At 61.7% G+C, this 6,910-nt stretch carries 8 protein-coding genes; 3 read left to right on the forward strand and 5 right to left on the reverse strand.

What is annotated here, in order from left to right; translation table 11 throughout:
* Nucleotides 1–799 precede the first annotated feature (799 nt).
* Both NEI07_RS04605 and NEI07_RS04610 read left to right on the forward strand, forming a co-directional pair.
* A complete protein-coding gene (locus NEI07_RS04605) occupies nucleotides 800–1,165 on the forward strand; it encodes an SGNH/GDSL hydrolase family protein (RefSeq protein ID WP_256033035.1) in 366 nt (121 codons plus the stop codon).
* 56 nt (nucleotides 1,166–1,221) lie between these two features.
* Nucleotides 1,222–1,437 (forward strand): SGNH/GDSL hydrolase family protein, encoded by a 216-nt coding sequence (locus NEI07_RS04610; protein WP_256033039.1) that lies wholly within the window; start codon nucleotides 1,222–1,224, stop codon nucleotides 1,435–1,437.
* Between the two features lie 72 nt (nucleotides 1,438–1,509).
* On the opposite strand, the gene NEI07_RS04615 is transcribed toward NEI07_RS04610, so the two are convergent.
* Nucleotides 1,510–1,710: a hypothetical protein gene (locus tag NEI07_RS04615; RefSeq protein WP_256033040.1), complete on the reverse strand. Its 201-nt coding sequence runs from the start codon at nucleotides 1,708–1,710 to the stop codon at nucleotides 1,510–1,512.
* Between the two features lie 62 nt (nucleotides 1,711–1,772).
* Here NEI07_RS04615 and NEI07_RS04620 point away from each other — a divergent pair, with 62 nt between their 5' ends.
* On the forward strand, nucleotides 1,773–2,105 hold the full coding sequence (locus NEI07_RS04620) for a hypothetical protein (protein ID WP_256033041.1): 333 nt from the start codon (nucleotides 1,773–1,775) through the stop codon (nucleotides 2,103–2,105).
* A gap of 534 nt (nucleotides 2,106–2,639) precedes the next feature.
* On the opposite strand, the gene NEI07_RS04625 is transcribed toward NEI07_RS04620, so the two are convergent.
* The 4 genes from NEI07_RS04625 to NEI07_RS04640 form a co-directional block, all read right to left on the reverse strand.
* Nucleotides 2,640–3,977 carry a hypothetical protein gene (locus NEI07_RS04625; protein ID WP_256033042.1) on the reverse strand — a complete coding sequence of 446 codons (1,338 nt, stop codon included), beginning with the start codon at nucleotides 3,975–3,977 and terminating at the stop codon, nucleotides 2,640–2,642.
* Between the two features lie 10 nt (nucleotides 3,978–3,987).
* A complete protein-coding gene (locus tag NEI07_RS04630) occupies nucleotides 3,988–5,796 on the reverse strand; it encodes a S1 family peptidase (protein ID WP_256033043.1) in 1,809 nt (602 codons plus the stop codon).
* Nucleotides 5,797–6,012: 216 nt separating this feature from the next.
* Nucleotides 6,013–6,459 (reverse strand): peptidoglycan-binding domain-containing protein, encoded by a 447-nt coding sequence (locus NEI07_RS04635; protein ID WP_256033044.1) that lies wholly within the window; start codon nucleotides 6,457–6,459, stop codon nucleotides 6,013–6,015.
* 62 nt (nucleotides 6,460–6,521) lie between these two features.
* On the reverse strand, nucleotides 6,522–6,910 hold a 389-nt coding region (locus NEI07_RS04640), incomplete at its 5' end, for a peptidoglycan-binding domain-containing protein (protein ID WP_256033045.1).

Below are 6,910 nucleotides of genomic sequence, written 5' to 3' on the forward strand. Positions count from 1 at the left end.
CCAACCGCCATGATGACCGCCGCCTCCCCAGCCACCGCCATGACCATCCCAGGCCAGAGCGACAGTCGGAAGCGTCAAAGCCGCGGCCAAAGTCGTAACTAGAGACAGTTTGCGCAACATGCTGATCTCCTTCTGCCCCTTGCAATTCATTCACATCGAGCCACTGAATGTTTGCTGAATGAGGAGGCGCTTCAGCAGACTGCCAGGAAGTGAAGGCGACAGGCACTGAGATTTTTTCGTCTGTGACGTGTCGAAACCGGAAGAAGTCGCGCCTGCGGTCGCGCCAAAATGGGATCATCGCCGACGGCTGGTGTTGAGCCGCGGCGAGACGATCCATTCCTGCGAGCGTCCTCCGCCGCCGGATGCAGGAACAATGTCGTATCAAGCGGGCAAACATCGCTTCGACCGCCGTTTGCATGACGCGCGACGGCGCGCTTTTTGCGCGGTTTGTGTGCCCGCGCATTCCGCCGCAGAATGGATATGCGCCACTGTCGGAGCCAGCGGCTGTTAGCGTGATGACTTGCGCGGCGCCAAGAAAAAAATGGGCGAACCTGGCAAAATTGCCGAATTCCCCAAATCCGACCATGCGGCCGCATCCCACGCACGTCGCCGATCTACAATATTTGGAAACAGCAAAACAAGACGGGAGGCTCAGGGCACTTCGGCAACAGCGGAATGAGCGATGAAGCTGAAGCCGCCATATTCCGGCCTCATCATGCCCGCTTGGATACTGGTGATACTTGGCGAGGAGATTGATGCCTATCGTCGCGAGCGATGCATCCTTGCGACAAGGATTTGTATGAGATCGAATATCGCCGCTCCCTCGCGACGCCTTTTCCTCGGCGCGATCGCGCCAGTACTGGCGGCTGTCGCTCTAGGACCCGCCGTCGCCAGCATCGCCGTCGTCGGCGATAGTCTCGCGGCCGGCTGCTCATTTCGCACGCTGTCGTGTCGCCCCTTTGAGGTGATAAACCTCGCCAAGGGGGGCGCGCGGCTCGCGGATATCGCCGGGCAGTTGGAGCGTGCGCAACGAAATCGCGCGCGGCGCTTCATCATCGACGGAGGTCTGAACGATCTTTTCGGCGCCGCGGCTCCGATCCGGGACATCGAACGCGATTTCCGCGGCATGTCCTCGATCCGGACGCTTCCGCGATCTTCACCTTGATGCCTTACATCGCCCAGAGAGAGGCAGCGCCGCGCATAGATGCAGCGAACGCAATGATGGCGGAGCTTTGCCAAGAGCGAGGCATCGAGGTGTTGGACCTCAATCCGCATGTCTCGCTCAATGGCGTGCGCCGCGTAGAGATGAGCGACGACGGGGTGCATTTCACGCCACGCGCCAATGCGGTGTGGATTGCGGCTCTTCGGGAGAAGTTGAGCGATCAGCTATTTCTCGACAGTGGGAGATTAGCGAAAATCTTGCTCGCGCCGAGCTGACCGCGGTCGAGCGCGACGAACATGTCGCCGAGTGGATCCGGGCTCGTTGATGGTCTCCAGCTTTGGAGGTCTTTACGCCAGCCGCTCCACCAGCACCGCTTTGGCGCTCTGCCGGACCCGGAACTTCATGCCATGGCGCTGACCGAACATTTTGGCGGCGCTGCGGACGCGCTCCAGCAGAACATTGTAGTAGCGCCACGCGTCGCCCAGACTGAACTCGCCGAAACTATACGTGACACGCTTATCGGCGGTCTTGCAGCAGTGTTTCAACACTCTAAGGTAACTTCGGCCGTTGCTCCGAAAAATCAGGGAGCAGAAAATTAAGGGAGGGTGGCATGTATCCTAAGCCAGCCCAAATATGTGGCTTCGTTTTCATGTCAAGCGCAATATCCCTATCCGCGTGCGGCAGTGGCGAAAAAGATGAAGCCCTCGGACGTTTAATTACGGATTGCCAGATGTCGGCTCATTATGCGCTGGCGGATTCGCCTCTAACGGACGAAAGAAAGCACGTTGCAATTGGAGAGTACGTTGAACGATGCTTGAAAGAAGGCGGGCTGCAACCGGAGGGGGATGAGTCTTGCGTTGAATCTCCTCAATCAGCTGAAGACGGCAAGAGTTTTGTCAAGCCTCTCAAAAAATGTTGGAAATACAGCAAATCCTCTAACTGAAACGGTCTTGCTTCAAGTTGTCATCGAGCGAGAGTGATTACGAATAGCTGGGATGGCGCGGCTAAGAATATCTCGGCTCGTGATCTCTGCGGCCGAGTTGAAACGACCCCACACGCCAACGTCCGCCTACGCGCGGCGACGGAGGCAGAGCGTCAGTAGCCGAGGTGTGAGAAACTTGCCGACAACCGCCGTAAGCAACTTTAATTTGCTCCCTACGCGTCTTGCCCGAAGTCGAGTCGAGAAAGCCCAGGTCAATCCTGTCGCCTTTGCGAAGGGCATGGATGCGCCAGAAGGGGACCGCTCCTGAAGAATTCCGCAATGCGCGTGATCCGGCTTTGCGGTTTCTTCCATAGGAGAATTCGCGGAAATTGACCGAGTCCGTCGGCGCGCGGCTCATAGACAGGATGAGTTCGTGCCTAAATGAGCTTTGCGACGAGCCGACAGATGCGTTGCATTCTTGTGCGTAACTTCTCGAAGCTTCGACAAGACTCAGAGCCAACTTCCTTCCGGCACGTCGATCGTCTTAGCCTCTCATCACGGCGTCACCGTGTAATCTCCGTCAACGAATGGCCGAAACATGCACCCCTCGGCGCCGCCCGGGGACAACCGCCCCTGGCCGATGAACTCAAAGTTCCGCGTGACCGGGATCCCGCCGATCGTCGGCGCGGCGGTCTCGGGGTCCATGCCGGCCGGCACGTCGTTCACCGTCTGCGCGAATAGGTGGGTGCGCCAGGGTCCCAGCGGGTCGATCGTCTCCACGCCGATGCGGCCATAGTAGAAGCACGCGCGGTCGGGATGCTCCAGTCCGGGGAAGAGACGCTCCACTTCCGCCAGCGCCTTCCCACTCACCGGACGCAGCACCAGCATGTGGGATCGGCCCTGCTGTCCCGGCGCGCCGGGCACCAGGTAGCAGATGGCGAAGTGCGAGCTGCAGGCGCGCTCCTTCGGCGCCACGAGTGTCGCCAGAAGGTGGATGATCTCGCCCCGCTTGTACTCCTTGCGGTCGGTCTGAAGGCGCTGCAGGAGGAGGACATGCTCATTGGTGTTCGCCTCGGCGACGGCATGCGAATAGGAGGCGCCGGTGGTCTCGCGCGTGTAACGCCAATCGGCTTTGACCGTGTGCGGCGTCCCCGGGATGGGGAAGTCGGGGTAGCGCAGCTCGACGTCGACGCGCTCGCGCACCGTCACCTCTCCCGGCGCCGGAACGGTGGCGTCCTGCCCGCGCCGCGTCGGGTCGCGCACGTCGGCGCACCCGACGATCGCGGCCATCCCCGCGAGCGTCGTGAGGGTCGAGGTGATTGGCCCCGGGGATTCGACGAAGATGATGCCGCCGGTAGGACAACAGTCCGGGGTGAAGTCGATGTCGATGAAGTCCGAGATCCGCGGCGGCGCGGGCTGGATCACCTCGTCGCCGACATGTCCCTTGTTGCTGTTGATCAGGACATGCTCGTTCGTCAGCGCCATCGGCTCCCCGGTGGCGTTGTCGAAGACAATCGCGCCGAGTGTCCCGTACCAGAAGTGAATCTGCGAGTTGCCGATGGCGATCCCGCCCAGCAGCGGGTCCCGCCGCTCGCGCCGCTTTTCTAGACCGGAGTAGAGCGCGTTCGCGCCGGTGGGCTCGACGTCGGTGGGGATCCCGTCCACCTCAGCCGGGACCGTTCGCAGCCCCCGCCGCGCGATCTCCTCCGGCGGCAGCTTGCGCCGGACGAAGAAGGTGATGATCAGCTCGTCGGGCACGGCGCGGCGGCCAACGATCCGCAGACCGGGTCCAATGGCGACGACGTTCGGGTCGTCCGCCCATTCATCGCGCAGGCGCGCGGCGACGTGTTCAACACGGTCGAGGTCGTCGGGATCGCGTGGGTTCAGAGGCATGGGGTCCCCCTCATGGCGTTAGGCGCACATCGAGCGCGGCCAACACATCGTTGATCGGGTTGGCGTCCGAGGAGCCGATCCGCCCGGAATGGGTGAGACCGACCACCTGGTCGCGCGTCGCCGGCTCGTCGCTCAGCCAGAGCGAGCCGGAGTCGCCGTGGTCGGTCGTCGGCTCGGAGGGAAAGTCGGCGCTGGTTCCGACTCGGATCTGGTTCGTCATGACCAAGTTCGGAGTAGCCGGGTCAGGATGACAAGTGCCCGTCGAGTCTTCAAACTCGCCGCGACACTGATTCGTCGTCGCGACGATGCTCGTGACGAGGCCGTGCGTGAGCCCGGTGCGGGCTCCCGACTTGTAGACTTTCATCCCCACGAAGGCCGGAGCGACGGCGCGGACGATCGGCACGATGCCGTCGATAGCAATTCGCGCGTTGGTGTTCGGCTCTCCACTCAGCGAGTCGAGCACCCCCAGCTCGACCCCGCGCACGCCATAGAGCGAGGCGATCGAGCAATCGACATTGTCCCGGGAGAAGCGGGCGACCTCTCCGATGACGATCTCCTCGTTCTCGTGCGCCTCGTCGAAAATGTCGACGATCGCCGCCGCGATGAGGAGCGCGGCGCAGATGATCCAGGCTATGACCTTCCACCAGGGGTCCTGGAAAGGAACTGGCCCGTATTGGCCCGAAAACGGCGCTTCCACCGTGTAGGAGAAACGGATCGGGAGCCAGGGGAAGGGGCAGCTATTGATCCCGCCCGAGCCGCCGCCCCCACCGTCGTCGCCAACACATTTGCAGCAGAGCTCACTCAGCTCCCGCAGCAAGCACGGGTCGCAGCGGCCGGCCCGAAGATCGCGCAGCAGCCGCTCCGCGCGGATGCGGAGCTCTCGCGCATGGACGCCGCGTGGGCCACCTGCTTTGAGCGCGCCTCGGATACAGTCGCGCATCTCGTTATAGCGGTGCGGGTCGAGCGAGATCTGCTTGAGCTGGAGGCGCAAGATTCCCTCGGGCGTCCGCGCTGTTACCTCCCGCGTCGCGGGATCGTAGCCCACCTGGGTGACGAAGATCTTCCGGCGGGCGAGACGCGCCGGATCGTCCAGGTCGGGCTCGGGAACGGAGCGACGGGCGATGAACTCGACCTCCGGCGCGCTTGCGTGCGCTGCGGAGCAATCGAGCTTGAAGTAGACGGTGCGCTCCTCGCCTACCGCGAGCGGCCCGATCACCGGCATGCGCGTCGGCCCCAGCATCGTCTGCCCGAAGGATTCCAGCTCGCGCGCCGTCCAGGCGTCCACCACCTGAATGCCCGCAGCGGCGAGCTGGAGCCGGCCGAGGTTGGAGATGTCGAGCGCCTGGTCGGCCGGCATCGTGCGCGTCCAGGTGTTTCGCACGCGCACCGCCATCACTTGCACACTCCCCCCTCCGTAGAAAATCCCGTCGGGGTTCATGATCAGTGACCGCGGATCAATGGCGAACGGGCGCTGCACGATTAAGATGATCGGGTTCTGCTTCTTGCGGAGCTCGAGCACGAGGTCGTCAAAGTCCTGGTCGGCGCCCTGGTCATTTGACTCGACCACTCTAATGACCGAGATCCCACTCGGCGTCTCTGGACCGAGTCTCATGTCGGAATCGACCCAGGGGTTGCGGGCCGAAGCGCGGTTCTGAATCCGGATCATCCAGTTGGCGCCGCCCGCCTGTATGCGCGTACCTATGGTACCCGGATAGACGCCGTCGCTGACAATGCTACCGGAGACGATGAAGCGCTGGTCGAAGGCCGCGTTCTTGAGTGTGACCTTGACACTCCAGTCGCCCTGAATCGTTACGGCCATAATAATCCCTCCAGAAGCTGCCGCTCGCGGCGGATCCACTCTTCATCGGGTCTACTGGATTAACGTGTAACGGGCGCAGACCGTTCCAGTTTGAGACTCCCCTTGGGGGCGAAGACATAGAGCGCTGCGCGAAGCTGCCCTGGTTGGCGGCGCGTCTGGCGCCGGGTAGATAGTGAGTGTTGGAGGACGCGAAATGGCTGCCAAATCGTGATCAGATCAGCTTGCGCCACCCTCATTCTCTAGGGCGTCGACGACTTGCCAAGTCTGCGGACCAACGATGCCGTCCATGCTTAGGCGATAATCTTGCTGCAACTTCTTGACTGCTGCTTCAGTCTTGGCGCCAAAGCGCCCATCGACTCCGCCGGTGTTGAAACCGACAGCGCTCATTCGGTTCTGCAAACGACGGACAGGTAGGCCAGTCGAGCCGACCTTCAGCACGGGATGACTTTGATCAGCTTCGTCAATGTTGATCCACGTAATTCGGCCAACCACGCCATCAACCGCGATCTCCCGCGCCTGCTGAAACTTCTTAACTGCGCTCTCGGTTTTCGCCCCGAAGACTCCATCAACGGGGCCGACATCGTATCCGAGAGCTTTAAGGGCCTCTTGCAGGTCCCGCACGGCGGGATCACTAGATCCTTTCTTCAATATCGGTTCTGCCATGGCGTGCCATCCTGTCGAAAAACATGAGCCCGGTTGGCCTCCGGACCACCTTGAAGCCGACGCTAAAAAGAAAGCATGCTACTCACCAGAGCCTGCCAAGTAACCGGACCGACAATTCCGTCCACTTTCACGGAAGGGATGTCGACCGAAAGTGCTTGCTGAAAACCACGCACCGCCGCGTCCGTCACCGGTCCGAAGATCCCATCGACTTGCGGTCCCTTGCTTGGATCGCCAGACAGGTTGCGGAATTGAAACTCTTCCTGCACTCCCCTAACCGCGTCGCCTTGGCTTCCTTTTTTGACCTGCACGACGAGAGCCGTCCAAGTCAGAGGCCCGACGATCCCATCCGCCGTTAACCCCTGGCTTGCCTGAAATACTTTCACTGCGGCTTCGGTTTGCGGACCGAACACGCCGTCAACGACAGCGCTTTGTCCGCGCGCCCGCAAAAGAT

It is taken from the genome of Methylocystis suflitae, assembly GCF_024448135.1.
Classification (GTDB): Bacteria; Pseudomonadota; Alphaproteobacteria; order Rhizobiales; family Beijerinckiaceae; genus Methylocystis; species Methylocystis suflitae.

Excerpts from the sequence above, each read along its gene's own strand:
- NEI07_RS04625 (WP_256033042.1), bottom strand. The coding sequence starts at position 3,977 with ATGCCTCTGAACCCACGCGATCCCGACGACCTCGACCGTGTTGAACAC.
- NEI07_RS04635 (WP_256033044.1), bottom strand. The coding sequence starts at position 6,459 with ATGGCAGAACCGATATTGAAGAAAGGATCTAGTGATCCCGCCGTGCGG.
- NEI07_RS04605 (WP_256033035.1), top strand. The coding sequence starts at position 800 with ATGAGATCGAATATCGCCGCTCCCTCGCGACGCCTTTTCCTCGGCGCG.
- NEI07_RS04620 (WP_256033041.1), top strand. The coding sequence starts at position 1,773 with ATGTATCCTAAGCCAGCCCAAATATGTGGCTTCGTTTTCATGTCAAGC.
- NEI07_RS04630 (WP_256033043.1), bottom strand. The coding sequence starts at position 5,796 with ATGGCCGTAACGATTCAGGGCGACTGGAGTGTCAAGGTCACACTCAAG.
- NEI07_RS04610 (WP_256033039.1), top strand. The coding sequence starts at position 1,222 with ATGGCGGAGCTTTGCCAAGAGCGAGGCATCGAGGTGTTGGACCTCAAT.